The sequence below is a fragment of the Nocardioides anomalus genome (genome assembly GCF_011046535.1).
Lineage (GTDB): Bacteria > Actinomycetota > Actinomycetes > Propionibacteriales > Nocardioidaceae > Nocardioides > Nocardioides anomalus.
In genome coordinates, this window is sequence record NZ_CP049257.1 from 1,358,405 (window position 1) to 1,382,473 (window position 24,069).

The window sequence follows — 24,069 nt, forward strand, 5'->3', positions numbered from 1 at the left end:
CGAGGGCTCCGGCTGTCCGGTGAACGCGGAACTGCCCGCGTGGTTGGATGCCCGACATGGCCATCGCCGAGACGCCCGCGGACGGCGAGGCCGTCGCGGCGCAGTCGCCGGTCCGGGTGATGGTCGTGGACGACCACCCGATGTGGCGCGACGCGGTGGAGCGGGACCTGCAGGATGCGGGGTTCGACGTGGTGGGGGTGGCGGCCAACGGGAGCGAGGCGCTGGCGCGGTTCCCGGCGTGCCGGCCGCAGGTGGTCGTGCTGGACCTGCAGATGCCCGCGCCGAACGGCGTCGAGGTGACCGCGGAGGTGCTGCGGCAGGACCCGTCGGCTCGGGTGCTGATCCTGTCGGCTTCGGGGGAGCAGGACGACGTGCTGGCGGCGGTGAAGGCGGGGGCGACGGGCTACCTGGTCAAGTCGGCGAGCCGGGCCGAGCTGCTCGAGGCGGTACGCCGGGTGGCGCGGGGCGACGCGGTGTTCACGCCGGGGCTGGCGGGGCTGGTGCTGGGGGAGTACCGCCGGCTGTCCGAGCCGGAGTCGCGCGAGCCGGAGGGGCCGTCGCTGACCGAGCGGGAGACCGAGGTGCTGCGGATGGTCGCCAAGGGCTTGTCCTACAAGCAGATCGCGGAGCGGCTCGTGCTCTCGCACCGCACGGTGCAGAACCACGTGCAGAACACCCTGCGAAAGCTCCAGCTGCACAACCGGGTCGAGCTGACCCGCTACGCCATCGCGCAGGGGCTCGACGATGACGGCGACGACGCACCGCAGTGACGCCGTCGCGGCGTACCTGCGCCGCGTCGGCCTCGACGGCGAGGAGCTGCCGGCGTCGTACGACACGCTGCTGCGGCTGCACCGGGCGCACCTGGACGCGGTGCCCTACGAGAACCTCTGCACGATGCTGGGCCGGCCGCCGTCGGTCGAGCCCGCCGACAGCCTGGCCCGGGTGGGCGAGGTCGGGCGGGCGGGCTACTGCTTCCACCAGAACGGCGCGCTCGCGCTGGTGCTGGCCGGGCTCGGCTTCGCGGTGACCCGGCGGCACGGGCACGTGTGGACCGACGAGGCCGACCGCGCCGGCGCCTTCCTCAACCACCTCGTGCTCGAGGTCGACGAGGTGCCGACCCCGGAGAACCCGGACGGCCGCTGGTGGTTCGACGTCGGACTGGGCGACGCGTTCCGCGACCCCGTGCCGGTGGTCGTGGGCCGGCACGGCCAGGACGGCTTCGACTACGAGGTCACCGAGGTCCGCGCCGACGGCTGGTCCTTCCGGCACGACCGGACCGGGACGTTCACCGGTGTGGAGGTGACGCCGCGGCCGGTCGGGCCGGCGGAGGTCGCGGCCTCCCACGCGCAGCTGACCGCACCCGGGGACGGTCGCTTCGCCAGGGTCCTGGTCGTCCAGCACCGCGACGCGACCGGGGTGGACACGGTCCGCGGCTGCCTGCGCCTGCGCACCGAGCCGTCCGGGACCACCGAGACCGAGCTGACGACGTACGACGCGTGGCGGGCGGCGCTGACCGACGCGGCCCGGCTGCCGCTCGACGACGTGGACGGGGCCGAGCTCCGAGCGCTGTACGACGCGCAGTGGGCCAAGCACGTGGCGTGGGACGCCGCGGGCCGACCGTGACCTGGCGGCGGGCCACCGCCGAGGACGCCGTGGCGCTGCGCGACCTCGAGCGCGCGGCCAACGTCGTCGGCCTGGCGCACGTGTTCGGCGACCGGCCGTTCCCCGACGAGGGCGTGCTGGCGCGGTGGCGGGCCACGCTGGCCGAACCGGGCGTCGAGGTCCGGCTGACCGACGGCGCCCTGTGCGCCTGGGACGACACCGGCCGGGTGCGGCACCTGGCCGTGCACCCGGACCGCTGGGGCCAGGGACTCGGCCGCACGGGGTTGGGCCTGGCCGTCACCGACCTCCGTGCCCGGGGCGTGGCGCCGTGGCTGTGGGCCCTGCAGGCCAACCACCGCGCGCGGCGGCTCTACGCCCACCTGGGCTGGGAGCCGACCGGGCGGACCCAGCCGGCCGAGTGGCCGCCGTACCCGACCGAGCTCCAGCTGCGCCTGCCAGACTCGGCCCATGGCCGATGAGCTGCTCGCGATCGCGGACGAGCTCTACGCACTGAGCCTGGCCGAGTTCACCCCGGCCCGCGACGCGCAGGCCAAGGAGCACAAGGGCACCGACCTGGCCAAGCAGCTCAAGGCGCTCAAGAAGCCGTCCCTGGCGGCGTGGGTGGTCAACCTGCTCGTGCGCCGCGACACCGCGCAGGTCGAGCAGGTCCTCCAGGTCGGCGCCGCCCTGCGCGAGGCGCAGGCCTCGATGTCCGGCGACGAGCTGCGCCAGCTGACCCGGCAGCGCCGCCAGCTCACCGCGGCGGTGACCACCCAGGCCCGCCGGCTGGCCCGCGAGGAGGGCCAGAAGGTCACCGAGGCCGTCGCGGACCAGGTCGAGGCCACGCTGACCGCGGCCATGGCCGACGAGGAAGCCGGCCGGGCGGTGCGCAGCGGGATGCTGGTGGCCGCACTCCGGGTCAGCGGCATGGAGGTCTCCGACCTGGGCGCCGCGGTCGCGCTGCCCGAGGCGCTCGGCTTCGAGGCGACCACCCGGGCGGCCGAGCCGCCCGGCCGGCCCGACCTGCACGTCGTGCCCGACCCCGACCAGGACGAGAAGGCGCTCGAGGCCGCCCGCCAGGCGCTGGAGGAGGCCGAGGACGAGCTGTCCGAGGCCGCCGCGGGGCTCGACACCGCGAGCAAGGAGCTGGCCGACCTCGAGGCGCGCTCCATGCAGGTCCAGGCCGAGATCGACGAGCTCAAGCGCAAGCTGGCCGAGCTCGAGGAGACCGCCGAGCAGGTCGACGACGAGATCTCCGACGCCGAGGACGTCCGCGACGAGGCCCAGGAGGCCGTCTCCGAGGCCACCGGCGCCCGCGACGCGGCCCGGAAGGCCGTGGAGAAGCTGGAGGCCTAGGCCCAGCCCTTGGCCCGCTCGACGGCGTCCAGCCAGCGCCCGTGCGCGGCGTCGGCGGCGGACCGGTCGGCGGTGGGCGTGAAGGCCCGGTCGAGCTGCCAGGTCTCGCGCAGCTCGTCGGTGGAGTCCCACACGCCGGTGCCGAGCCCGGCCAGGAACGCCGCGCCGAGCGCGGTGGTCTCCACCAGCTCGGGCCGGCGCACCTCGAGACCGAGCTGGTCGGCCTGGAGCTGGCAGAGCAGGTCGTTGGCGCTGGCCCCGCCGTCGACCCGCAGCGGCGCGTCGCCGTTGGGCATCGTGGCCAGCACGTCGCGGACCTCGAAGGCGATGGCCTCGAGCGTCGCGCGCACGACGTGCGCGCGCGTCGTGCCCCGGGTCAGGCCGATGATCAGACCGCGCGCGTGCGGGTCCCAGTGCGGCGCGCCCATCCCGGTCAGCGCCGGCACGAAGACCACCCCGTCGGAGTCGTCCACGGTCGACGCGATGGCCGCGGTCTCGGCCGCCGAGCCCACGATCTGCAGCCCGTCGCGCAGCCACTGCACGGCCGCGCCGGTCACGAAGATCGCGCCCTCCAGCGCGTAGGTCAGCTCGCCGTCCGGCCCGCGCCACGCCGCCGTGCTGAGCAGCCCGGCGTCCGAGCGCTCCAGCGTCGTGCCGGTGTTGGTGAGGATGAACGACCCGGTCCCGTAGGTGCACTTGGCGTCGCCGGGGTCGAAGCAGGTCTGCCCGAACAGCGCCGACTGCTGGTCGCCCGCGATCCCCGCGATCGGCAGCTCGAGGTCCAGGAACGTCCGCGGGTCGGTGGTCGCGACCTCGCCCCAGTTGGGCACCAGCTCGGGCAGCGCGTCGCGGGGTACGCCGAACAGCGAGCACAGCTCGTCGGACCAGTCCCCGGTGGTGAGGTCGAACAGCAGCGTCCGGCACGCGTTGGACACGTCGGTGACGTGGTGCAGCCCGCGCGTCATCCGCGCGATCAGGTAGGAGTCGACCGTCCCCACGGCGTACCGGCCCTCCTCGACCAGCGCCCACGTGCGCGGCTCGTTCTCGGCCAGCCACACCAGCTTGGTGCCGGAGAAGTACGGGTCCAGCCGCAGCCCGGTCAGCTCCCGGACCCGGTCCTCGTGCCCCTCGTCGCGCAGCCGCGCACAGATGTCCGCCGTCCGCCGGTCCTGCCAGACGATCGCCCGCCGCGGCGACCCCAGCGTCTCGCGGTCCCACAGCAGCACGGTCTCGCGCTGGTTGGTGATCCCCACCGCCCGCAGCTCGGAGGCGTCGACCTGGTCGACCGCGGAGCGTACGGCGGACAGCGTGGCCTGCCAGATCTCCTCCGGCGCGTGCTCCACCCACCCCGGCCGGGGGAAGTGCTGGCGGAACTCCTCGTAGCCCTTGGCCGCGATCCCGCCCTCCGGCGTCACCACGACCGCCGTCACGCCCGTCGTCCCGGCGTCGATGGCCAGGACGCTCACTGCGCCCCCTGGGCCTGCCGCACGATGTCCAGGATCCGCTGGTCGATCCAGGAGCTGTCGGGCGCGACCCGCATCTCGTAGTTCTCGGTGCCGACCCACGCCTGGAAGTCCCGAGCGCCCTGCGCCCGCGCGAAGGACTCGAGCTCCTCCTCGAGCTCCGCGGTCACCGGGACCTTCTCCGACTCGGTCGACGCGGTGAGGTAGAGCTCGTTCAGCGCCAGCAACCGCGACAGCTCCGGGATCGGCGTCGCGTGGTCGTCGACCCGCAGGTCGACCGCGATGTCGTCCAGCCCGCCGTACCCCGCGCCGTCGCGCACCACCAGCAGCGCCGCCGACTGCCGCCCGCGCGCGTCCCCGCCCGCCTCGTCCCCGGCCGCGAGCGCGGCCAGCAGCCGCTCGGCCAGGGGCGCGGTCTCGTCCGAGCCCAGCCACGCCGCCTCCATGGCGTCGACGACCTCCTCACCGGCCAGGATGTTGCCCTGGATCGCGTACCCGTCCCCGGTCACGCTCCCCGCCCAGTCCAGGCAGGCCTGCCCGGTGTGCGAGGCCGCCCCGCCGTCGGAGTCCACGATCCCCACCTGCCGGTGGTCGCGGCCCTCGTCGTCCTCGAGCAGCCGCTGCAGGGCCACGCCCGCGGTCGCGCCGTCGTCCATGTGCGAGAGGGCCTGGCCCTTGTAGGCCACGTTGGCGTCCGCCTGCGTGGCGATGGCGCCGACCCCGGCCACCGCGGCCGGGACCGCCGAGCCCACGGCCAGGAACTTCGAGGCCACCGCGACGCCCCACGACTCGCCGTCTGCGGAGCGGGCCACGATCGAGAAGGTCATGAGGGGACCCTAGTGGCGGGGTGGGGGTGCTTCTGGGTGCTGCGGCTCGTGGTGCGGGCTCTCGGGTCCGGCCGCCTGTGGACTGACTCGGCCTCCGCCGGACCGCAGCCCCCTCACCGAACGCAACCGACGCCGTGTTGCACGCGACTGCTCCCAGCCCTCTTACGTCTCGTGTGCGTGCCCCACGCCGCGGGTCTAGCGTTCGGCGAGGGGGCTGCGGTCCGGCGATGGCCGGGTCAGCCCACAGGCGGCCTGGTCTGGCGGCGGCACCCTCGCCTTCGCCTTCACGTGGGTGGGGGGAGTGCGGTTCGGGTCATCGCACATCGGGACCGCAGCATGGTCGCCGAAGGCGGCCGCGCTTGTGGGGCGGGGCGCAGCCTCGCCCTCAGCGCGCCCTCACCAGCCAGACCGGGTCCCGCTGTCAAGGACGGACCTGTCGCCGAAGGCCGCTGTCCGCCGCGAAGTGGCGCGCAGCGTCCTTGACAGCGGGAGTCGGGCTGGTGAGCGCGCGGCCGCAACGTGATTGGTCTCGGCACGAGCAAGAACCGTCGATGCCGGCAGAGACCGGACGCCAAGCACGAAGAACCCCCACGGCAGGCCCGCGTCACACGCAGGAAACCTGGGAGTGGTGCGCGGACGCCTTGGTCACTACCCTCGACCACGACTTGAACGATCCAATTTTCTCCAGAGCCAGGAGCAAAACATGCGTGTGGGTGTGCTGACCGGTGGGGGCGACTGCCCTGGGCTGAACGCGGTCATCCGGGCCGTCGTGCGGCGGGGGGTGCGCGACCACTCCTTCGAGTTCGTCGGGTTCCGGGACGGGTGGCGGGGGCCGCTCGAGGGGCTGACGATGGAGCTGGGGATCGAGCAGTGCCGGGGGATCCTGCCGCGGGGCGGGACGATCCTCGGGTCGTCGCGGACCAACCCGTTCAAGATCGACGGCGGGGTCGAGCAGATCCAGGAGAACCTCCAGAAGCACGGCGTGGACGCGCTGGTGGCCATCGGTGGTGAGGACACGCTCGGCGTGGCGACCAAGCTGGCCGAGCTGGGGGTCGACGTGGTCGGCGTACCGAAGACCATCGACAACGACCTGTCCGGGACCGACTTCACCTTCGGCTTCGACACCGCCGTCAACATCGCCACCGAGGCCATCGACCGGCTGCACACCACCGCCGAGTCGCACCACCGGGTGCTGGTCGTCGAGGTCATGGGTCGGCACGCCGGGTGGATCGCGCTGCACGCGGGCATCGCCGGCGGGGCGAGCGCGGTGCTCATCCCGGAGCAGCCGTTCGACATCGAGAAGCTGTGTGACTACGTCGAGACGCGCTTCGAGACGCACTACGCGCCGATCATCGTGGTCTCCGAGGGCGCCGTGCCGGCCGAGGGCGGCGACATGACGCTGGTGTCGGGCGAGAAGGACGCGTTCGGCCACGTGCGGCTGGGCGGCATCGGCGACCGGATCGCCGGTGAGATCGAGGCCCGCACCGGCAAGGAGGCGCGCGCGGTCGTGCTCGGCCACGTCCAGCGCGGTGGCACGCCGACGGCGTTCGACCGCTGGCTGGCCACCCGCTTCGGGCTGCACGCCATCGACGCGGTGGCCGACAAGGACTTCGGCACCATGGTGGCGCTGCGCGGCACCGACATCGTCCGCGTGCCGCTGAGCGAGGGCACCGCGGAGCTGAAGCTCGTCAGCGCCGAGGAGTACGCCGAGGCCGCGGTCTTCTTCGGCTGACCTACCGCCGCCGGCGCGGGAGGGGAGATTGGTCGCTCACCCTTTGGGGTACGGCTGAGGTCACTCACCGCCGCTGGACCCGGAGGAGCGAGATGAGCACCACCGCGAGCGAGCCCGTCGACGTCAACGGGCCCGAGCCCGACCTCAAGCGGGTGATGGGCCCCAAGCTCCTGCTGCTCTTCGTCGTCGGCGACATCCTCGGGGCCGGCGTGTACGCCGTCACCGGCGACATGGCCGGCGTCGTGGGCGGCATCGTCTGGGTGCCGTTCCTCGTCGCCTTCGCGGTGGCCGCGCTCACCGCGATGTCCTACCTCGAGCTCGTCACGAAGTACCCCCAGGCCGCCGGCGCCGCGCTCTACACGCACAAGGCGTTCGGCATCCACTTCGTCACGTTCCTGGTGGCCTTCGCCGTCATCTGCTCGGGCATCACCAGCGCCTCGACCAGCTCCAACGTGCTGGCCCAGAACTTCACCGGCGGCCTGATGGCCAACGGCTGGATGGACAGTGAGCCCTCGAAGGGGCTGATCACCTGGATCGCGCTGGCCTTCATGGTCCTGCTGGCGCTGGTCAACCTGCGCGGCGTGGGCGAGTCGGTGAAGTTCAACGTCGTCCTCACCCTCGTCGAGATCACCGCGCTGACCATCGTCATCGTGGTCGGCTTCGTGGCCATGGGCAGCGGCGACGCCGACTTCAGCCGGGTGACGGTCTTCGAGAGCCCGGAGGACAAGGGCCTGTTCCTCGCCGTCACCGCCGCCACCTCGATCGCCTTCTTCGCGATGGTCGGCTTCGAGGACTCCGTCAACATGGTGGAGGAGACCCAGGAGCCCGAGCGGATCTTCCCGCGCACCCTGCTCACCGGCCTCGGCATCGCGGTGATCATCTACGTCCTGGTCGCCATCAGCGTCGTCGTCATCCTCACCCCCGACCAGATCGCCGACGCCCCCGACGGCGGCGCCCTCCTCGCCGTGGTCCAGGAAGGCGCGCCCGACTTCCCGATCGACCGGGTCTTCCCGTTCCTCGCCGTCTTCGCGGTGGCCAACACCGCCCTCATCAACATGCTCATGGCCAGCCGCCTGCTCTACGGCATGGCCCAGCAGGACGTGCTCCCGCGCGCCCTCGGCAAGGTCTCCCCGAACCGCCGCTCGCCGTACGCCGGCATCGCGTTCTCCACGCTCCTCGCGATCGCGCTCATCGTGTACGTCGCCCAGACCTCCGAGAGCAACGTGACCACCCTCTCCGGTGTGACGTCGCTGCTCCTGCTCGCGGTCTTCACCGTCGTGAACATCGCCTGCCTGATCCTGCGTCGCGACGGCCGCGACTCCGCCTTCACCTCGCCCGGTCTGACCCCGGCCATCGCCGCCGTCGCCTGTGCGTTCCTGCTCGGCCCCTGGGTCGACCGTGACGGGCAGATCTACGAGGTCGCGGCGGTGCTGTTGTTGATCGGCATCGTGCTGTGGGCGATCACCTGGGTGATGAATCGGGGCGTGCGGGCGAAGAAGACCGGGTTCCGGGACATCGAGCACTTGGAGTAGGGGTTCGGCTTCTGGGTGCTGCGGCTCGTGGTGCGGGCTCTCGGGTCCGGCCGCCTGTGGACTGACCCGGCCTCCGCCGGACCGCAGCCCCCTCACCGAACGCAACCGACGCCGTGTTGCACGCGACTGCTCCCAGCGTGGTTGCGTTGCGTGTGCGTGCCCCACGCCGCGGGTCTAGCGTTCGGCGAGGGGGCTGCGGTCCGGCGGTGACCGGGTCAGCCCACAGCCGGCCTGGTTCGGCGCGGCACCGTCTCGTCTCCGCCTTCACGGGTGGGGGTGGGGTGCGGTGCGGGTTGCCGCGCCCGGCGCCGAAAGCTTGTAACGCGCAGTTATCGGTTCTTCCGACCCGTTGCAGCGGGTCGGAAGATCCCGTAACTGAGCGTTACAAGTGCGTGGAGGCGGACCGCGGCGTGGTCGCCGAAGGCGGCCGCGCTTGTGTGGGGCGGGGCGCAGCCTCGCCCTCAGCGCGCCCCTACCAGCCAGACCGGGTCCCGCTGTCAAGGACGGACCTGTCGCCGAAGGCCGCCGTCCGCCACGAAGTGGCGCGTAGCGTCCTTGACAGCGGGAGTCGGGCTGGTGAGCGCGCGGCCGCACGCAAGTGATCACCCGAACCAGCAAGAACCGTCGAGGCAGGCAGAGACAGGACGGCAAGCACAGACCGTCTCAGGCGCGATCGACGATAGGCCCGGGACAACCGCTCAGCCGTACTCTGGACCGGTGAGCACCATCCCCGACCTGGAGGCCCTGCGGGCGCTGGGACCGGCGCAGCAGCCGACGTACCCGGACACCGCGGCGCTCGAGGCGTCCGTCGCCAAGCTGCGGACCATGCCGCCGCTGGTGTTCGCCGGTGAGTGCGACGAGCTGAAGGACAAGGTCGCGGCGGTCGCCCGGGGCGAGGCGTTCATGCTGATGGGCGGCGACTGCGCGGAGACGTTCGCGGGCGTGACCGCCGACAACGTGCGCAACAAGCTGCGGGTGCTGCTGCAGATGGCGGTGGTGCTGACCTACGCCGCGAGCGTGCCGGTGGTGAAGGTGGGGCGGATCGCGGGGCAGTACGCCAAGCCGCGCTCCAGTGACTTCGAGACCCGCGAGGGCGTGACGCTGCCGGCCTACCGCGGGGACGCGGTCAACGGCTACGACTTCACCGAGGCGTCCCGGGTGCCGGACCCGCAGCGGCTGGTCGACGTCTACCACTCGTCGGCGGCGACGCTGAACCTGGTGCGCGCGTTCGTGACCGGTGGGTACGCCGATCTGCGGCAGGTGCACACCTGGAACACCGACTTCGTGCGCGAGTCGCCCGTGGGCCAGCGCTACGAGCTGGTGGCGGCGGAGATCGCGCGGGCGCTGACGTTCATGCAGGCGATCGGGGCGGACCCGGACGAGTTCCACCGCGTCGACTTCCACACCTGCCACGAGGGCCTGGTGCTCGACTACGAGCACGCCATGACCCGCATCGACTCGCGCACCGGGACGCCGTACGACGTCTCGGGCCACTTCGTGTGGATCGGCGAACGGACCCGGCAGCTGGACGGCGCGCACGTGGAGCTGTTCCGCCACATCCGCAACCCGATCGGCGTCAAGCTCGGGCCGAGCACGACGCCCGACGACGCGCTGGCCCTCGCGGCCAGGCTCAACCCGGACAACGAGCCCGGCCGGCTGACCTTCATCACGCGCTTCGGCGCCGGCAAGATCCGCGACGGTCTGCCGCACCTGGTGGAGAAGGTCGCGGCCTCGGGCATCGACGTGGCGTGGGTCTGCGACCCGATGCACGGCAACACCTTCGAGGCGAGCTCGGGCTACAAGACCCGCCGCTTCGACGACGTCATCGACGAGGTCCAGGGCTTCTTCGACGTGCACCGCTCGCTCGGCACCTGGCCGGGCGGCGTGCACGTCGAGCTCACCGGCGACGACGTCACCGAGTGCGTGGGCGGCGGGGACAACCTCGAGGAGGTCGACCTGTCGCACCGCTACGAGTCGGTCTGCGACCCGCGGCTCAACCGCGTGCAGTCCCTCGAGCTGGCCTTCCTGGTCGCCGAGATGCTGCGCCAGGCATGAGCGAGCTCGTCGACCTCCGCTCCGACACCCTCACCCGCCCGACCGAGGCGATGCGCGCCGCGATGGCGCGCGCCGAGGTCGGCGACGACGTGTACGGCGAGGACCCGACCGTCCTCGAGCTCGAGGAGCGGGTCGCGGGGCTGTTCGGGCACGAGGCGGCGCTGTTCACGCCGACCGGGTCGATGGCCAACGTGCTGGCCGTCGGCTCGCTGGTGGCGCCGGGCCAGGAGGTGCTCTGCGAGTCGTCGGCGCACATCGCGCGGGCCGAGCTGGGCGCGCACGCCGCGATCGGCGGCATCACCATGCGCACCTGGACCGGTCACCGCGGGCGGCCCGACCTGGCCGCGATCCGGTCGCTGTTCGCGCCGGACATGGGGCCGTTCTTCGTGCGCACGGCCGCGGTCGCCGTGGAGAACACCCACAACTTCGCCGGCGGCGCGGTCACGCCGCTCGAGCAGCTCCAGGAGCTGCGCGAGTGGGCCACCGGCGTCGGCACCGGCGTGCACCTCGACGGCGCCCGCATCTGGAACGCGCACGTGGCCACCGACACGCCCCTCGCGGAGTACGGCGCGATCGCGGACGTCCTCGCGGTCTGCCTGTCCAAGGGCCTCGGCGCCCCGATCGGCTCGCTCATGGTCGGCTCGCGCGACGCCGTGGACGAGGCCCGGGTGCGCCGCAAGCGGATGGGCGGCGGGATGCGCCAGGTCGGGATCCTCGCGGCGGCCGGGCTGCACGCGCTGGACCACCACCTCGAGCGCCTGGCCGAGGACCACGCCCACGCCCGGCTGCTGGCCGAGGCCTGCGGGCTGGACCCGGAGACCGTGGACAGCAACATCGTGGTCGTCGAGCGCCACGACGCGCCGGCGTACGTCGCGGCCGCGGCCGAGCACGGCGTGCGGATCGCCACGGTCGGGCCGACGGCGGTGCGGATGGTCACCCACCTCGACGTGAGCCGCGAGGACGCCGAGCGTGCGGCCCAGGTGCTGACGAAGATCAGCTGACCGCGACGAGCGAGACCTCGCTGATCGCGGTGAAGTCGCGCCCGGTGTCACCCTGGCCGGGCGCCGAGACCTTGACGAGCTTGAGCTTGACCGTCTTCGCGCGCACGGGCTGGTCCAGGTCGAGACGCTGCACGTCCCGGCCCTCGGTCAGCTGCTGACGGACCCTGGTCCCGTCGTCGAAGGACCACACGACGGCGAGCACGCGCCGGTTGCCGCGGTACCAGTCGTAGGTGCGGCCCTTGTCGTCGGTCGAGGTCTTGGCGTAGCCGTTGACCAGGCCGACCTGGGTCAGCCGGGTCGGCTCCGGCAGCGTGAAGGTCAGCACCGTGCCGGTGCCGTCGCCGGGCATCCGCCAGGCGGTCGCGGGCACGCCGTCGAGCATGTTGCTCGCGTCGTAGGAGACCTGGTGGCCGTCGACGTCCTGGTTGGGCGGAGCGGTCACCGGCGCCTCGGCGTCCGCGCGGCCGGCCACGTCCGTGCCCTGCGCCTCGGCCGAGGCCGACGACCCCGAGGGATCGCGCGCGCTGTCGCCGCCGGACGCCCCGTCCTCGCGGACCAGGAACCACCAGCCGCCGGCCACCACGGCCAGCACCAGGGCGGCGATGAGGATCCACAGCACCGGGGAGCGGCGCTCCTCGTGGTACTCGTACGACTCGTAGCCCAGCAGGGGCGCGTCGGGTGCCGGCCCGGGCGCGGCCTCCGCAGGCTCGGGCAGCGGCGCGGCCGGGACCGTCAGCGGCCCCTGGGCGGAGTAGGCCTCGACCTCGTCGGCGTACAGCGGGTAGCGCGGCGGGGGCGGGGGCGCGACGGCCGACGGCGGGGTGCGCGGATCGGGCGTCGTGACCGCGGGTCGGGGGAGCCTGCGCTCGGCGGTGTCGGTACGCCAGTCAGCGGCGTCGTCGACGCCCGCACCGCAGTGGGTGCAGAACCGGCCGACGCCGAGCTGGTGCCCGCACGTCGCACACGTGCTCATGGCCCACCCCCTCTCCGCAGGGGATCGTAACCGCGACAGGGCGTCGGGCCAGGTCAGGGCGTCCGGACGAGGGAGGCCGCGTCGACCCGACCCACCACCGGCGGCAGCCGCCGGACCGCGGTGGCGAGCTCGCGCAGCGCGCTGCCCTCGAGCGCCTGCGGGCCGTCGCAGAGGGCGAGCTCGGGGTGTGGGTGCACGTCGACCAGGACCCCGTCGGCGCCGACCGCGATGGCCGCGCGGGCCAGGGGGGACGACCAGGTCCTTGCGGCCGGCGGCGTGGCTGGGGTCGACGACCACCGGCAGGTGGCTCACCGCCTGCACCGCGGGGACGGCCGAGAGGTCCAGGGTGTTGCGGTACGCCGTCTCGAAGGTCCGGATGCCCCGCTCGCACAGCACCACGTCGAGGTTGCCGCGCTGCGCGACGTACTCCGCGGCCATCAGCCACTCCTCGACCGTCGCGGTCATCCCGCGCTTGAGCAACACCGGCTTGCCGCAGGTGCCGACCGCCTGGAGCAGCCCGACGTTGGCCATGTTGCGGGTCCCGACCTGGAGCATGTCGGCGTGCTCGGCCACCACGGCCACGTCGCGCGCGTCGATGATCTCGGTGACCACGGGCAGCCCGGTCGCGGCGCCGACGTCGGCCAGGATCTCGAGTCCCTCGACCCCCAGGCCCTGGAAGGCGTACGGCGAGGTGCGCGGCTTGAACGCCCCGCCGCGCAGCAGCGTGGCGCCCGCGCTGCGCGCCATGTGCGCCGCCTCGAGGGTCTGGTCGCGGCTCTCCACCGCGCACGGCCCCGCGATGAAGGTGAAGGTGTCCGGCCCGATCGGGACCTGCTGGCGGGTGCCGACCCAGACCGTCGAGCGCTCGTGGTGGTGCTGGCGGCTGACCAGCTTGAACGGGTCGGAGATCCGGTGCACGTCCGCGACGCCGGCCAGCGTGCGCAGGTTGAGGTGGTGGAAGGAGTCGATGTCGCCGACCAGGCCGATGATCGTGCGCGTCAGCCCCTTGGAGACGAACGCCTCGCCCCCGACGGACTCGACCCGGGCGACGACGGCGGCGATCTGCTCGTCGGTCGCGCCGGGCACCATGACCACGACCATGCCGCGACCGTAGGTCGCGCGTGCCGTCGGGTGAGACGCCGGACTCACGATGCGGACAGGTGTTACGAACTCGTGACGCGCTCGGCGCCTAGACGGCGAGGTGCGGGACCTCGCCCTCGACCTTGCGCCGCGGTCCGAGCTCGACGGCGACCATCGCGGCCAGCACCATCGCCCCGCCGAGGAGCATCCGCGCCGTCGCGTGCTCGCCGCCCAGGGCGACCGCGAACCCCGCGGCGAAGACCGGCTCCATGCTCATCACCAGCGCGGTGCGGGTCGGCGACAGCTGCGACTGGGCCCAGGTCTGGGCGACCAGGGCCAGCGCGCCCGCGACCAGGGCCATGTAGACGACCGCGGCCCAGTCCGCCGCGCGCTCGGGTACGACGACCCCGTCGGGTGCGGTCGCCACCAGGCAGATCACGGCGATCACCAGCAGCTGGACCACCGACATGCCGAGCGCGTCGCGGGCCGTGGACCAGGCGCCCAGGGCCACGATGTGCAGCGCGTAGAGGACCGCGGCCACGAAGGTCAGCGCCTCGCCGTAGCCCACCGAGAAGCCGTCCAGGCTCAGCACGCCGAGCCCGACCGTGGCCAGCGCCACCGCCGCCCAGGTCAGGGCGTTGATCCGGGTGCGCAGCAGCAGGGCGGCGAGCAGCGGCGTGCACACGACGTACATCCCCGTGATGAAGCCGGACACGCTGGCCGCGGTGTGCGCGAGCCCGGCGGTCTGCAGGACCTGCGCGACGCCGTACACCGCGCCGACCAGGACGGCGCGGCGCAGCACCGTCCGGTCGAGCGCCAGCACCGAGCGGTGGGCGACGGCGAAGACGACCACGCCGGCGATGGCGAAGCGCACGGCCAGGAAGTCGAGGGTCGGCACGCGCTCCAGCAGGTCCTTGATGAGGAAGAACGTGCTGCCCCAGCTCGCCGTGACCGCCAGCAGCGCGCCGGTGGCCAGGAGCTGGCGACGGCGCTGGTGGGTCCCGACGGTGGCCTCGGCCCCCGTCACACGAGGTAGATCGTGACGGTGGAGCCCTTCGGGAGCTCGGTGCCGGCGCCCGGGTCCATGGAGAAGACGTAGCCCAGGCCGAGGTAGCCGTCGGACTCCTGGACGTCGACCTGGAACCCGGCGGCCTGGAGGGTCGAGGTGGCGTCGTCGACGCCGTAGGCCTGCACGTTCGGCACCTCGATCAGCTCGGGGCCCAGCGACTCCAGCAGCTTCACGGTGTCGCCCTTGAAGAGGGTGCCGTCGTCCGGGTCCTGGGAGATGACCTGGCCGTCGGGCACGTCGTCGTCGTACTGCTGGGAGACCTCGACCTGCAGCCCGCGCTGCTCCAGGGCGGCCCGCGCGTCGTCGGCGTCCTTGCCGACCCAGCTGCCGACCGGGATGGGGCGGCGGCCCTTGGAGACCACGAGGTCCACGACGGTGCCGAAGCGCAGCACCTCGCCCGCGGCGGGATCGGAGGAGATGACGATGCCCTCGGGCACGGTCTCGGAGAACTTCTGCGTCGACGTCCCGTTGGCCATGTGCGCGGCGAGGATCCGGTCCTGCGCCTCGTCCTCGGTCAGGTCGGCGAGCTTGGGCAGCTTGTCCACCGCGCGGCCGAGGGACAGGTGGAGCGTGACGTCGGTGCCCTTGAGCACCCGCTCGCCCGCGCGCGGGTCGACGCTGAGCACGAGGTCCTTGTCGACGTTGTCGCTGTAGTCGGGCTCGCCGACCTCGACGTCGAGCCCGGCCGCCTCGAGCTTGGCGGTGGCGTCGGCCTGGGACAGGCCGAGCACGGCGGGCGTGCTCGTGTAGCGCTCCCAGCCGAAGTACCACGCCCCGGTGCCGACCGCGGCCGCGACGAGCAGGGCCAGGACGAGCAGCAGCGGGCCGCGGCGCCGGCGGCGAGGGCGTCGGGGCGGCGGCGCGGCCGGCGGCGGCACCGGCCGCGGCCGGTCGCTGACCGTCGTGCGCGTCGGCTGGCGCTCCATGGTCGAGGTGACCTCGCGCGGCGGCGACAGCAACGCCGCCATCTCGGCGTGGTCCCAGGGCTCGGGGTTGGTGTCCCGGTCTCCGGGGCCGCGCCGGCGCAGCACCTCGGCGGTGTCGGCGTGGTGGCGCGGGACCAGGTCCTCGACCAGGTCCCGGTCCGAGCGCACCCCGTGGGTGACGGCCTGGTTGACGCGACGCAGGTGGTGCAGCAGCACGCCGGCGTCGGCCGGCCGCTGCTCGCGGTCCCGGGCGGTGGCGCGGGCGACGAGTGCGTCGACGTAGTCGGGTACGCCGGGCGCGAGCCGCGACGGGGCGGGCACGTCCTCGTGCACGTGCTTGTAGGCCACCTGCAGCGGCGTCTCGCCCTCGTGGGGCTTCTTGCCGGTCAGCAGCTCGTAGAGGATCACGCCGACGGCGTACACGTCCGCGCGGGCGTCGGAGCGGCCCTCGACGACCAGCTCGGGGGCGACGTAGGAGACCGTGCCGATGAGCACGCCGGTGGCGGTGTGCTGGGTGTTGGCGCTGACGGCCTTGGCCAGCCCGAAGTCGGCGACCTTGACCCGGCCGTCGTCGGCGATGAGGACGTTCTCGGGCTTGACGTCGCGGTGGATCAGCCCGGCGCGGTGGGCGGCGGTCAGCGCGGAGACCACCGGCTCCAGCAGCGCGAGCGCGCGGGCGGGGGAGAGCGGGGCCTCCTTGCCGATCGTGTCGCGCAGGGTGTGGCCCGGGATCAGCTCCATGGCCAGGAAGACCGTGCCGTCGTCGTTGCCCTGGTCGAAGACGCTCACCACGTTGGGGTGGGAGAGCTTGGCCGCGGCGCGGGCCTCGGCCACGAACCGGGCCGCGAACTCGTCGTCGTCGCCCAGCCCGGGGTGCATGACCTTGACCGCGACGGTGCGGTCCAGGCGCAGGTCGGTGGCCTCGTAGACCGTGGCCATCCCGCCGCGCGCGATGCGGGCGCCGATCAGGTAGCGGTTGTCCAGGACCCGTCCGCGGAGGTGGTCGGTGTCGCGCGAGGGGTCGCTCGGCCGCCCAGCCGCACCCTGGGGGGCATGCCGGTCAGGACTCACGGCGACCTCCTGCACCCGGACGGGGAAGGATCCGGATGCTCCATCGTACGGACGCGCGGGCCGAACGGGCAGTTCCGAGGCTCCGGCGAGCCGTCCGCCGGGTCCGTGCCAGCATGGGACCATGACGCTCGCGGAGGCTGATCTGTCCGTCCTCGTCGAGGAGTGGCTGACCTGGCGCGAGGCCGCCGACCGGCTCGGCGTCTCCGAGGCCAAGGTCCGCACCATGGTGCGCGACCACGAGCTCGCCGCCGCCGTGCCGGTCGCCGGTGAGGGCCCGCGCGTCCCGGCCGCCTTCCTGGACGACGCCGGCCAGCCGGTCAAGGGGCTGAGCGGGCTCCTCACGGTGCTGAGCGACGGCCGGTACGACGACCGGGAGATCATCGCCTGGCTGTTCACCGACGCCGACCTGCCCGGGCGGCCCATCGACGCCCTGCGCGAGAACCGCGGCTCGGAGGCCAAGCGGCGCGCCCAGGCCATGGCCCTGTGAGCCGCGCGACCGCACTGCCGTGAACCGCCACCGCTCGTCGCTGGTCGCGTTCGGGGCGGTGCTGCTGGTCGTCCTGGCCTACCTGTTCCTCACCGGGGGCGACGGCGATGACGACCGCGCGCCGGACCGGGGCGCCGAGGGCGTCACCTCGACGGTCCCGGCCACCTCGGACGGCCCGGGTGACCCCGCGCCCAGCGTCGACCCCGAGAGCGGGCTGCCGTTCGTGGCCGAGCGCGCCCTGCCGCCCGAGGCGCAGGAGACCCTGGACCGCATCGACGCGGGCGGCCCGTTCCCGTACCCGGACAAGGACGGCTCGACGTTCGGCAACTTCGAGGGGCTGCTGCCCGCGCACGAGCGCGGCTACTACGCGGAGTACACCGTCCCGACGCCGGGCTCGCGCGACCGCGGCGCGCGTCGGGTCATCGCCGGGGACGGCGGGGAGTACTACTGGACCGCCGACCACTACGAGTCCTTCGCGCGGATCCTGCGGGCCGGCTCGTGAGCGGGCTGGCCGGTCTGCTGGCCCACCACCACGGACCGGGCGTCTACCGCTGGGTCGCCGCGGCCCCGCCCGAGGACGTGGCGCACACCGTCGAGCGGGCCGGCTGGCGGTTCGGGTACGTCGACGGCTGGCGCCACCAGACCCGGGCCGAGTTCCTGACCGCGGTGGGGGAGGCGCTCGCGTTCGCGCCGCACTACGGCCGCAACCTGGACGCGCTCAACGACTGCCTGCGCGACGTGCCGGCCGCGACCGTGCTGCTCTGGGACGGCTGGGGCACCCTCGCCCGGGCCGACGAGGCGGCGTTCGCCGCGGTGCGGACGATCCTGGGCGAGCACGCGCTCACCACGCTGCTGCGCGGCGAGGGGCCCGCGCTCGACGTACCGCTCCTGGAGTGACGGGCTAGACGGTGCGCCGGGTCACCGCGGTGGCCAGCGAGCGCAGCACCTCACGGGCGTCGTCGTCGACGGAGGCCCGGTCGAGCGCGGCCAGGGCCACGTCGGTGAGCTGGTCGATGACCGCCTCGACCTGCTCGTGGGCTCCGGAGGCGTCGATGACCCCCCGCAGACGCTCGACGTCGGCCTCGTCCAGCGGGGTGCCGAGCGCACGGTCGAGGAGAGCGGCGTCGCTCGCCGGCGCGCCGTCGAGGGCCAGCGCGACGAGCACCGTGCGCTTCCCCTCGACGAGGTCGTCGCCGGCGGGCTTGCCGGTGGTCTGCGGGTCGCCGTAGACCCCCAGCAGGTCGTCGCGGAGCTGGAAGGCCTCGCCCAGCGGCAGGCCGAAGGCGCTCAGCTCGGCCAGGGTCTCCGGGCCCGCACCGGCCAGGGCGGCGCCGAGGTGGAGCGGCCGCTCGATGGAGTACTTCGCCGACTTGTAGCGCAGCACCGTCATCGCGGTGTCGACGTCGGCGTGGCCGCGGGCCTGGACCGAGACGTCGAGGAACTGCCCGGCGATGACCTCGCTGCGGCACAGGTCGAGCACGTCGAGGGCCGGCGCCACCTGGGCCAGCGGCAGCCCGCAGCGGCGGACGAGCTCGTCGGCCCACGACAGCAGCAGGTCGCCGAGCAGGATCGCCGCCGCGGCGCCGTACTGCTCCGGGTCGCCGCGCCACCCCGAGCCGCGGTGCTCGTGCTCGAAGGTCCGGTGCGTCGAGGGGCGGCCGCGTCGGGAGTCCGAGGCGTCCATGAAGTCGTCGTGGACCAGGGCGCTGGCGTGCAGCAGCTCCAGCGCCGCGCAGGCCCGGACGACCGCGTCCTCGTCGGTCGGCGCGGCCACCGCCTGGTGGCCCCACCAGCAGAAGGACGCGCGGAACATCTTGCCGCCGGCCACCGACGTCCGCGCCTCGGCCACCAGCCGGGCCGCGTCGCGCCCGAGCGGCAGCAACCGCTCGGCTTGCTCGTCGAGGAAGGCCTCCAGCGCCGCCTGCACCCGGCCCCGGAAGCCGGCCTGGTCCCACGCCGTACCCACGCCTCGACCCTAGGGTGAGATGTCTCGCAGTGCGCACAGGGGCCGGATCGAGCCGGCGGTGACCTAGGCTCGTTGCTCATGACGGAACGCCGGGGCCCCAGCATCCGGGAGCTGCTCGACCGCGGCGACCGGTCGTTCTCGTTCGAGTTCTTCCCGCCCAAGGACGAGGCCGGCGAGGAGCAGCTCTGGCAGGCCATCAGCGCGCTGGAGCCCTTCGAGCCCAGCTTCGTCTCGGTGACCTACGGAGCCGGGGGCGGCACCCGCGACAAGACCATCGGCATCACCGGCCGGATCGCGCAGGAGACGTCGATGACGCCGGTCGCGCACCTGACCTGCGTCGGCCACACCCGGGCCGAGCTCGAGGCCATCCTCGACGCGTACGCCGAGCAGGGGATCCAGCACGTCATGGCCCTGCGCGGTGACCCGGAGGAGGGACCGCGGTCCGAGTGGGTGCCGACCGAGGGGGGACTCACCTACGCGCTCGAGCTGGTGGAGCTGGCCCGCTCACGCGGAGACTTCCGGATCGGCGTGGCGGCGTTCCCGGAGGGTCACCCCTCGGCCGCCTCGCGCGACGCCGACGCCGACGTGCTGGTGGCCAAGGCGCGGGCCGGCGCGGAGTTCGCGGTGACCCAGATGTTCTTCCGCGCCGACGACTACTTCGACCTCGTCGAGCGTGTCCGCTCGCGCGGGGTGACCATCCCGATCCTCCCCGGCATCATGCCGATCCTGAACCTCGGCGCCGTCCGCCGGCAAGGCGAGCTCATCGGCACCGACGTGCCCGAGAACGTCGTGCGCCGCATCGCCGCCCACGAGGGCGACACCGCCGCCATGCGGGCCGAGGGGATCGCGCTGGCCGCCGAGCTCTGCGAGACGCTGCTCGACGGCGGCGCACCCGGGCTGCACTTCTACACGCTCAACCGCTCCAAGGCGACGCTCGAGATCTTCCACGCCCTGAACGTGACCGTCTAGCGCATCCGGCTAGTTTCGGGGGCGTGCGCACCCTCACCGTCACCGGCCACGGCCAGGCCACCGCCGTCCCCGACACCGCCGTCGTCCGGGTCTCCGCCACCCACCGCGCCGACTCGCTGGCCGACGCGCTGGCCGGCGCGGAGTCGGCCCGGGCCTCGATCGCCGCGGCCGCCGACGACCTGGTGGTCTCCACGGTCAACCTCAGCGTGTGGCCGGTGCGCGACAGCGGGCGGGCGCCCGCGCAGTTCGAGGCCCGGCACACCCTGACCATCGCCACCGACAGCGTGGCCGACGCCAACCACCTGCTCCAGCTGCTGTCGGACGACGTGGGGGACCGGCTGGTCGTCGAGGGCGTCGACCTGACCGTCCAGGACCCCACGGCCGCCATCGGCGAGGCCCGCGAGGCCGCGTTCGCCGACGCCCGGGCCAAGGCCGAGCACCTGGCCGCGCTGGCCGGCGCGACGCTGGGCCAGGTCGAGTCGCTGAGCGAGGGCGGCGCGGTCTCCGGGCCGCCGCTCACGCGCACCCTGGCCGCCAAGGCCGACGTCGGCCTCCAGCCCGGCGAGACCGCGCTGGCCGCGGTCCTGACGGTGACCTTCGCGCTCGTCTGAGCCGTCGGCCTAGGCCGGGCCGATGGCCTGGGCCACCAGCGCCGCGGACAGCCCGGCGAACGGGATGCCGGCGCCCGGCGTGGCGTGCGCGCCCGCGGCGTACACGCCCGGGACCGGTGTCCGCGGCCCGAGCCGTCGGCGGACCGTGCCGCGGCCCTCCCACAGCACGCCGTACGGCGAGCTCTGCCACTGCTCGACCAGGTCGCGCGGCGTGCGGTCCACCCGCGTCACCAGCCGGGACCGCAGGTCGATGCCCTGACGGGCCAGGGCGCGCAGGAGATCCTCGGCGATCTTGCCGCGGCCGTGCACGGTGTACGCCGCGCCGCCGGTGGGCGCCGTCCCACCCGTGCGCACGACCAGCAACGGGTCGCCGTGCAGCACCACCTCGTGAGCGAGGTCGGGCACCGGCTCCTCGACGCCCACGTGGCAGACCACCGGCGGCATGGCGGGCATCGTCCGCTCGACGTACGGCGCCAGGGCGGGCAGCATCCGCGGGTCGACCGCGCAGACCACGGCGTCGGCGTCGACCGGGCCGGCGTCGGTGGCCACCGCGACCGCCCGGCCCTCGCGCACCACGATGTCGGTGGCCGCCGTGCCGAGCGCGACCGTGACGCGCCGGGTGGCCATCCGGTCGGCCAGCACCGTCGAGAGCCGGGCGAAGCCGCCCGGCACGGTCCAGGAGCCGAACCGCTGCTCGAGGTAGGCGACCAGCCCCATCCAGGCGGGCACGTTGCGGGGGTCGTGCCCGTCGGCCACGAACGGGTGCGCGGCGACGGCCCGCACGCGCTCGTCCTTGAACGTCCGCTTCAGCCGCCGGGCCAGCACCTCGCGGCTGTCGAGGCGAGCGGCCACCTCCCGGGGCAGGTCGGTCGGGTCCCACGGGTTCTCGAAGTACGCGCGCCGCAGCACCTCCCAGTCCTCGGTGAACGCATCGACGTAGTCCACCCACCGCTGGCCGAGACCGTCGCCGAGCTCGTCGAACGCGCGCAGCTGCGCGGCCCGCGAGTGCCCGGGCAGCCCGAGCACCGTGCCGTCGGCGAACCAGTGCTCGCGCACCAGGTCCAGGGGCTCCAGGTTCAGCTCGCGCTCCAGCGGTCGCCCGCTCTTGCGGAACAGGTCGCGCACCACCGCCGGCAGCAGGGTGTACGTCGGGCCCGCGTCCCAGGCGAACCCGTCGGCCTCGACCGTGCCCACGGCCCCGCCGAGGGTGTCCAGCCGCTCGAGCAGGGTGACGTCGTGGCCGAGCTTGGCCAGCCGCGCCGCCGAGGCCAGGCCGCCGAAGCCGCCGCCGACGACCACGACCCTCACGCGGGGACCCGCACGTCCGGCGCCGGCTCGAAGGCACCCGCGACCGCCGTCCCCGCGCCGCAGGTCCGCTCGACGTAGCGCAGCAGCGCGGCGGTGACCGGCGCCAGCCGCTCGCCCGGTCGGAGCGCGGCACAGGGCTCGACGCGCGCGTAGGAGCCGCTCGGGGTCGCCCCGATCGAGAACGCGTTGCCGGTGTCCACCTCCGATCTGCTGAAGTCCGTGCCGTCCCACGCCAGGGGGTGGCTCTGCGCCGCCGTGCCCACGCCGCCCTCGCCCACGCACACCACCTTGCCGGAGCGCTGGGCGTCCATCGCCGGCACCAGCGCCTCGACGTCGTCCACCGTCAGCCCCGTGTCGTGCCCGGCGAGGAGGGCCGCCTGGAGGAAGGCGAAGAAGCGCCGGTCCAGCTCTGCGACCGTGGACGCGCCCGCCGACATCCGGCTGTTGAGCTCGGTCGGGCGGAAGCCGTCGGCGGTCAGCACCCCGTCGATGCCGAAGGCGCCGCGGTAGCCGTGGACCCGCTGCAGGTGCGCGCCGACCCGGTGCACCGCCGCTCGCATCTCCGCGCGGTCCGCGTCCGGCGGGTCCCACGTCGTGCCGAGACCGCAGTAGCGGAAGGTCCGCGTGCCCGGGTCGCGCAGCACCGCGATCTCCACCGGCCGCAGGGCGGCGGTCCCGTCGGGCAGCACGAAGCCGTGGATCGAGCACGGCACGCCGTCGAGGAACGGCGCGATCCGCACCCGGTCGCAGCGCGGCCGGAACCACGCCAGCGCCTCGGCCCGGTCGGCGTCGTCGCGCACCCACCGGACGTAGTTGCCGCCGCCGTTGAAGCCGTCGCGCGCGTCGCCGGACCACACCGTGCCGAGCGGCCCGGCCAGGTCCTCGGCCGCCGCCCGCAGCGCGGCGTCGTCGGCCAGGTCGACCAGCTCGTGCGCCGGGCCCGTCACCCCCGCCGCCTCCCACAGCGCATCGGCCCGCATCTTGTCCTCCAGCGCCACGAACGCCCCCGGCCGGCCGCCGGTCACCGGGCGGCCGTCGATCGGCTCGTCGCTGGTGACGAACGGCGTCGCCCACCACGCGCCGCGCCGATCGGGGTCGAACGCGTCGACGGCCGCCCTCAGCTCGGCCGGCAGGTGGTGGGCCAGGTGGTCGTGCAGGCGCAGCTCGTCGGTCATCGTCGCGGTCGCGGGCGGCGTCAGCCACCGCACCTCGCACGTGTCGTCGGCCGGGACCTCGCCCGCGCCGCCCGTCGTGGCCACCACCAGGACCGGGCAGCCCAGCCCGCGCAGCCACCCGACGTACGGCGTGGCGCCGGCGAGCACGTACGGCCCGAGCACCACCGGCCGTCCGCCCCACAGCTCGGCGCCGAGCCGGTCGGCGACCGCGGCCCGGACGTCCGGGTCGGTCAGGTCGGTCAGGTCGGTCACCGGGCGGTGCCCGCGGCGCGCCGCTCCCGCCGCGCCTGCCAACGCCGCCAGCCGCGCCGGACCAGCCGGATGGCCAGGAACAGCAGCAGCAGGCCCGCCACGAGCAGCACGGCCGCGACGGCCGCGGCGATCCGCGGGTGCTGGACCGCGACCGCCACCACGCCGAGCACGGCGAGGTCCTCGGCGAGGCTGACGCCGATGTTGGTGACCGGCTCGGGCGAGGTGTTCACGGCCAGCCGCAGCCCGGTCTTGGTCAGGTGCGAGACCAGCGCCGTGCCGCCCCCGACGGCGGCCAGCGCGACCTGGTCGAGCCGCGCGTCCTCGGGCACCTGCCCGGCCAGCAGCGCGCCGATGACGGCACCCGCCGTGGGCCGGATCGCGGTGGAGACGACGTCCCACGTGGAGTCGACGTACGGGATCTTGTCGGCCACGAACTCCATCGCGTACAGGAACCCCGCGATGGCCAGCACGTCCCACCGCGCCAGCACGTCGGGGATGTCCGAGCGGTCGCTGATCCGGTCCGCGACACCGAGGACCAGCACCACCAGGTAGGCGTTGACGCCGCTGGCCCAGCCGCTCGAGAACGCCAGGGGCAACGACTCCACGCCGAGAGC

Annotated in this window: 22 protein-coding genes; 13 read left to right on the forward strand and 9 right to left on the reverse strand. The window is 74.0% G+C overall.

Annotated elements, in window-relative coordinates; translation table 11 throughout:
• The first annotated feature begins 56 nt into the window (after window positions 1-56).
• From G5V58_RS06965 to G5V58_RS06980, 4 genes are read left to right on the forward strand one after another with little or no spacing between them, the layout of a single operon-like run.
• Window positions 57-770: a response regulator gene (locus G5V58_RS06965; RefSeq protein ID WP_165230301.1), complete on the forward strand. Its 714-nt coding sequence runs from the start codon at window positions 57-59 to the stop codon at window positions 768-770.
• On the forward strand, window positions 745-1,623 hold the full coding sequence (locus G5V58_RS06970; RefSeq protein ID WP_165230304.1) for an arylamine N-acetyltransferase family protein: 879 nt from the start codon (window positions 745-747) through the stop codon (window positions 1,621-1,623). The genes G5V58_RS06965 and G5V58_RS06970 overlap by 26 nt, the downstream gene beginning before the upstream one ends.
• Window positions 1,620-2,081: a GNAT family N-acetyltransferase gene (locus G5V58_RS06975; protein ID WP_165230307.1), complete on the forward strand. Its 462-nt coding sequence runs from the start codon at window positions 1,620-1,622 to the stop codon at window positions 2,079-2,081. Before G5V58_RS06970 ends, G5V58_RS06975 begins: the two co-directional genes overlap by 4 nt.
• Complete coding sequence (locus G5V58_RS06980) at window positions 2,071-2,958, forward strand: hypothetical protein (RefSeq protein WP_165230310.1); 888 nt, start codon at window positions 2,071-2,073, stop codon at window positions 2,956-2,958. The genes G5V58_RS06975 and G5V58_RS06980 overlap by 11 nt, the downstream gene beginning before the upstream one ends.
• Here the strand turns inward: G5V58_RS06980 and glpK are convergent.
• Together glpK and G5V58_RS06990 are read right to left on the reverse strand one after the other, a co-directional pair.
• Window positions 2,955-4,424, reverse strand: coding sequence for a glycerol kinase GlpK (gene glpK, locus G5V58_RS06985; RefSeq protein WP_165230313.1), 1,470 nt, complete (start codon window positions 4,422-4,424; stop codon window positions 2,955-2,957). The genes G5V58_RS06980 and glpK overlap by 4 nt on opposite strands.
• Window positions 4,421-5,248 carry a DUF1028 domain-containing protein gene (locus tag G5V58_RS06990; protein ID WP_165230316.1) on the reverse strand — a complete coding sequence of 276 codons (828 nt, stop codon included), beginning with the start codon at window positions 5,246-5,248 and terminating at the stop codon, window positions 4,421-4,423. The genes glpK and G5V58_RS06990 overlap by 4 nt, the downstream gene beginning before the upstream one ends.
• 703 nt (window positions 5,249-5,951) lie before the next feature.
• Between G5V58_RS06990 and G5V58_RS06995 the strand changes: the two genes are divergently transcribed.
• The 4 genes from G5V58_RS06995 (at window position 5,952) to G5V58_RS07010 (ending at window position 11,568) form a co-directional block, all read left to right on the forward strand.
• A complete protein-coding gene (locus G5V58_RS06995) occupies window positions 5,952-6,980 on the forward strand; it encodes a 6-phosphofructokinase (protein ID WP_165230319.1) in 1,029 nt (342 codons plus the stop codon).
• Window positions 6,981-7,072: 92 nt separating this feature from the next.
• A complete protein-coding gene (locus tag G5V58_RS07000; protein ID WP_165230322.1) occupies window positions 7,073-8,512 on the forward strand; it encodes an APC family permease in 1,440 nt (479 codons plus the stop codon).
• Between the two features lie 717 nt (window positions 8,513-9,229).
• A complete protein-coding gene (locus G5V58_RS07005) occupies window positions 9,230-10,567 on the forward strand; it encodes a class II 3-deoxy-7-phosphoheptulonate synthase (RefSeq protein ID WP_165230325.1) in 1,338 nt (445 codons plus the stop codon).
• Window positions 10,564-11,568: a threonine aldolase family protein gene (locus tag G5V58_RS07010; protein ID WP_165230328.1), complete on the forward strand. Its 1,005-nt coding sequence runs from the start codon at window positions 10,564-10,566 to the stop codon at window positions 11,566-11,568. Before G5V58_RS07005 ends, G5V58_RS07010 begins: the two co-directional genes overlap by 4 nt.
• Here G5V58_RS07010 and aroF read toward each other — a convergent pair.
• The 3 genes from aroF to pknB all read right to left on the reverse strand — a co-directional run bounded on the left by aroF (window position 11,561) and on the right by pknB (window position 16,687).
• On the reverse strand, window positions 11,561-13,642 hold the full coding sequence (gene aroF / locus G5V58_RS26820; RefSeq protein WP_456237799.1) for a 3-deoxy-7-phosphoheptulonate synthase: 2,082 nt from the start codon (window positions 13,640-13,642) through the stop codon (window positions 11,561-11,563). The two genes, G5V58_RS07010 and aroF, sit on opposite strands and share 8 nt — an antisense overlap.
• 88 nt (window positions 13,643-13,730) lie before the next feature.
• Window positions 13,731-14,648, reverse strand: a complete 918-nt coding sequence (locus G5V58_RS07025) for a DMT family transporter (protein WP_165230334.1) — start codon at window positions 14,646-14,648, stop codon at window positions 13,731-13,733.
• Window positions 14,645-16,687, reverse strand: coding sequence for a Stk1 family PASTA domain-containing Ser/Thr kinase (gene pknB, locus G5V58_RS07030; RefSeq protein WP_230487145.1), 2,043 nt, complete (start codon window positions 16,685-16,687; stop codon window positions 14,645-14,647). The genes G5V58_RS07025 and pknB overlap by 4 nt, the downstream gene beginning before the upstream one ends.
• A 121-nt stretch (window positions 16,688-16,808) precedes the next feature.
• Between pknB and G5V58_RS07035 the strand changes: the two genes are divergently transcribed.
• Genes G5V58_RS07035 through G5V58_RS07045 form a run of 3 tightly spaced genes read left to right on the forward strand, consistent with a single transcriptional unit; the run spans window position 16,809 to window position 18,071 of the window.
• A complete protein-coding gene (locus G5V58_RS07035; protein WP_165230340.1) occupies window positions 16,809-17,174 on the forward strand; it encodes an Rv2175c family DNA-binding protein in 366 nt (121 codons plus the stop codon).
• Between the two features lie 19 nt (window positions 17,175-17,193).
• Window positions 17,194-17,676, forward strand: a complete 483-nt coding sequence (locus tag G5V58_RS07040) for a ribonuclease domain-containing protein (RefSeq protein ID WP_230487146.1) — start codon at window positions 17,194-17,196, stop codon at window positions 17,674-17,676.
• Entirely contained in the window at window positions 17,673-18,071 is a 399-nt protein-coding gene (locus tag G5V58_RS07045; protein ID WP_165230343.1) for a barstar family protein, read from the forward strand. The genes G5V58_RS07040 and G5V58_RS07045 overlap by 4 nt, the downstream gene beginning before the upstream one ends.
• Before the next feature lie 4 nt (window positions 18,072-18,075).
• Here G5V58_RS07045 and G5V58_RS07050 read toward each other — a convergent pair whose 3' ends face one another.
• The gene (locus tag G5V58_RS07050) at window positions 18,076-19,140 is read right to left on the reverse strand and encodes a polyprenyl synthetase family protein (protein WP_165230346.1); all 1,065 of its coding nucleotides are present in this window, start codon (window positions 19,138-19,140) and stop codon (window positions 18,076-18,078) included.
• Window positions 19,141-19,218: 78 nt separating this feature from the next.
• On the opposite strand from G5V58_RS07050, the gene metF reads away from it, so the two are divergent.
• Together metF and G5V58_RS07060 are read left to right on the forward strand one after the other, a co-directional pair.
• Window positions 19,219-20,109 (forward strand): methylenetetrahydrofolate reductase [NAD(P)H], encoded by an 891-nt coding sequence (gene metF / locus G5V58_RS07055; protein WP_165230348.1) that lies wholly within the window; start codon window positions 19,219-19,221, stop codon window positions 20,107-20,109.
• Window positions 20,110-20,132: 23 nt separating this feature from the next.
• Window positions 20,133-20,720 (forward strand): SIMPL domain-containing protein, encoded by a 588-nt coding sequence (locus G5V58_RS07060; RefSeq protein WP_165230351.1) that lies wholly within the window; start codon window positions 20,133-20,135, stop codon window positions 20,718-20,720.
• A 9-nt stretch (window positions 20,721-20,729) separates the two neighbouring features.
• Here the strand turns inward: G5V58_RS07060 and G5V58_RS07065 are convergent, their stop codons facing one another.
• Genes G5V58_RS07065 through G5V58_RS07075 form a run of 3 tightly spaced genes read right to left on the reverse strand, consistent with a single transcriptional unit; the run spans window position 20,730 to window position 24,060 of the window.
• Window positions 20,730-22,028, reverse strand: a complete 1,299-nt coding sequence (locus G5V58_RS07065; RefSeq protein WP_165230353.1) for a phytoene desaturase family protein — start codon at window positions 22,026-22,028, stop codon at window positions 20,730-20,732.
• On the reverse strand, window positions 22,025-23,455 hold the full coding sequence (locus G5V58_RS07070) for a hypothetical protein (RefSeq protein ID WP_165230355.1): 1,431 nt from the start codon (window positions 23,453-23,455) through the stop codon (window positions 22,025-22,027). Before G5V58_RS07070 ends, G5V58_RS07065 begins: the two co-directional genes overlap by 4 nt.
• Complete coding sequence (locus tag G5V58_RS07075) at window positions 23,452-24,060, reverse strand: DUF4126 domain-containing protein (RefSeq protein WP_165230357.1); 609 nt, start codon at window positions 24,058-24,060, stop codon at window positions 23,452-23,454. The genes G5V58_RS07070 and G5V58_RS07075 overlap by 4 nt, the downstream gene beginning before the upstream one ends.
• Window positions 24,061-24,069 lie beyond the last annotated feature (9 nt).

What these genes read in the sequence shown, in the direction of transcription:
- G5V58_RS06965 (WP_165230301.1), top strand. Translation starts at nt 57, where the DNA reads ATGGCCATCGCCGAGACGCCCGCGGACGGCGAGGCCGTCGCGGCGCAG.
- G5V58_RS06970 (WP_165230304.1), top strand. Translation starts at nt 745, where the DNA reads ATGACGGCGACGACGCACCGCAGTGACGCCGTCGCGGCGTACCTGCGC.
- G5V58_RS06980 (WP_165230310.1), top strand. Translation starts at nt 2,071, where the DNA reads ATGGCCGATGAGCTGCTCGCGATCGCGGACGAGCTCTACGCACTGAGC.
- G5V58_RS06990 (WP_165230316.1), bottom strand. Translation starts at nt 5,248, where the DNA reads ATGACCTTCTCGATCGTGGCCCGCTCCGCAGACGGCGAGTCGTGGGGC.
- G5V58_RS06995 (WP_165230319.1), top strand. Translation starts at nt 5,952, where the DNA reads ATGCGTGTGGGTGTGCTGACCGGTGGGGGCGACTGCCCTGGGCTGAAC.
- G5V58_RS07000 (WP_165230322.1), top strand. Translation starts at nt 7,073, where the DNA reads ATGAGCACCACCGCGAGCGAGCCCGTCGACGTCAACGGGCCCGAGCCC.
- G5V58_RS07010 (WP_165230328.1), top strand. Translation starts at nt 10,564, where the DNA reads ATGAGCGAGCTCGTCGACCTCCGCTCCGACACCCTCACCCGCCCGACC.
- aroF (WP_456237799.1), bottom strand. Translation starts at nt 13,642, where the DNA reads ATGGTCGTGGTCATGGTGCCCGGCGCGACCGACGAGCAGATCGCCGCC.
- G5V58_RS07035 (WP_165230340.1), top strand. Translation starts at nt 16,809, where the DNA reads ATGACGCTCGCGGAGGCTGATCTGTCCGTCCTCGTCGAGGAGTGGCTG.
- metF (WP_165230348.1), top strand. Translation starts at nt 19,219, where the DNA reads ATGACGGAACGCCGGGGCCCCAGCATCCGGGAGCTGCTCGACCGCGGC.